1 protein-coding gene is annotated in these 1,818 nt (G+C 50.1%); it reads left to right on the top strand.

Annotated elements, in window-relative coordinates:
• Positions 1 to 807: 807 nt before the first annotated feature.
• Positions 808 to 1,818, top strand: a 1,011-nt coding sequence (locus DXZ20_RS04920) for a gamma-glutamyltransferase (RefSeq protein ID WP_163703399.1), incomplete at its 3' end; no start/stop codon positions are given.

Genomic DNA, 1,818 nt, shown 5'->3' with positions numbered 1-1,818 from the left:
ACGAGACAGAATATGCAACAGCGTTACCTCTTTGTTGTTTTCTCTAGCTGTTTTATCTGCCAGGGAAGCGATGTCATTTCGCTTCAATATCAATATAGCCTGCCTTGAATTCTGTGGGTGTTTTGTAGACCAAAGTTAACAATCTCAGGAAAGAAACGGGGCGCTATGTATCTCCCTGGCTTTGCGAGAAGAGTCGTGTTTAAAGACTTTAAAAGCACAACACCCAACCGTCTTCCTAAGGAACATCCTTTCTAATCGTTCGCTAGGACTTGGAGATACGTCTTGTTGTTGGCAATGGCCCTTTGAGCATCTTACTCAACAACTTCAGCATGGCTCCCAAAATGTCAGCGATAGGATGTATCAGCTTGACCCGTTGGGTGTTGGGTTAGACGAGACAGAATATGCAACAGCGTTACCTCTTTGTTGTTTTCTCTAGCTGTTTTATCTGCCAGGGAAGCGATGTCATTTCGCTTCAATGACAATATAGATCATTGTGTTGCCGGTTAGGGGCTTGTAGACCAAAGTTAACAATGCCTGAGAGTGTATACTTCTCTCTTTAAGGAGCCCTGGAGTTACCTCTGGGTGAGATTTTGGGTTGTTTTTTCAGGAGGTTAAACCATAAACTTACTCCTGGTTAAGAGATGCAGTCATGTCAGGTAAAACAGGTTTTTGTATAAAATATGTAACCTTCACGAATTTTGATTAAATCACTGATCGATCAGCAGTCTTTTGTGGCATATGCTTCCCGCTGATTGCGTCTTGTTCCATTTCTGCTACGTTGACTATCGATGGAAATGGAGAGGTTCTATGGGTGGAGTCGTCGCGGCGGGCCATGGGAAGACGGCAGCGGCTGCTGTAGAAATGCTGAAGCAAGGGGGCAATGCTTTTGATGCAGCAGTGGCGGGGGTGCTGGCCTCCTGTGTGGCTGAGTCGGTGCTGACATCCCTGGCGGGCGGTGGCTTTCTACTGGCCCATACAGGAGCGGGTGAGCATGTACTTTTTGATTTTTTCACCCAAACGCCTGCTGATAAAACTTTGGAGCATCCGCTAGATTTCTATCCCATCTGTGCAGATTTTGGCGATACGGTGCAGGAGTTTCACATTGGCTTAGGGGCCATGGCTGTGCCAGGGGTGTTGAAGGGGCTGGTGCATGTCCATCAGCGCCTGGGTCGATTGCCCTTAGGGAAGGTCGTTGCCCCAGCCATTTATCTGGCGCGTCGGGGTGTGGTGGTCAATGGGTTTCTGGCCTATGTATATGGTGTGCTTAAGCCTATTTTGCTGGCAACACCCGGGGCGCGAGCGATGTATGCACCCCAAGGTCAGTTATTGAAGGCGGGGGAAATATTGCATATGCCTGCTTTTGCTGATGCCCTGGAGCGTTTGGTAAACCAGGGTATAGACGCCTTTTGGCAGGCCATGGCCGCCCAGGTGACGGCCTCTAAAGGTGGGTATCTGACGGTTGAGGATTTTGAGCGATACCGGGTGATAGAGCGTCAGCCATTGTGCCTTGACTACCATGGCACTCAGTTACTGACCAATCCGCCACCTAGTGCTGGGGGTGGGCTAATTGCCTGTTCATTGGCGCTACTGGCTGATTGTGAGTTGGCAGGTTACGGTAGCCCTGAGCACCTGCGGTCTCTCAGTCAGGTGATGCGATTTACCAATGTAGCCCGTCGCGATGGCTATGATGCGCGACTCCATCAGTCCTGTGTGGCGGAAGAGTTTTTGTCGGCGGGGCATTTGGATCAGTATCGGGGGCAATTGGCGGATGAGATCGCATCCCTACAGTCGCCCGTTGCCAATAAACTTGGCAGCACC

Source organism: Adonisia turfae CCMR0081 (genome assembly GCF_011009555.1).
GTDB lineage: Bacteria > Cyanobacteriota > Cyanobacteriia > Phormidesmidales > Phormidesmidaceae > Leptothoe > Leptothoe turfae.
This window is presented reverse-complemented; position numbering and strand designations above follow the sequence as displayed.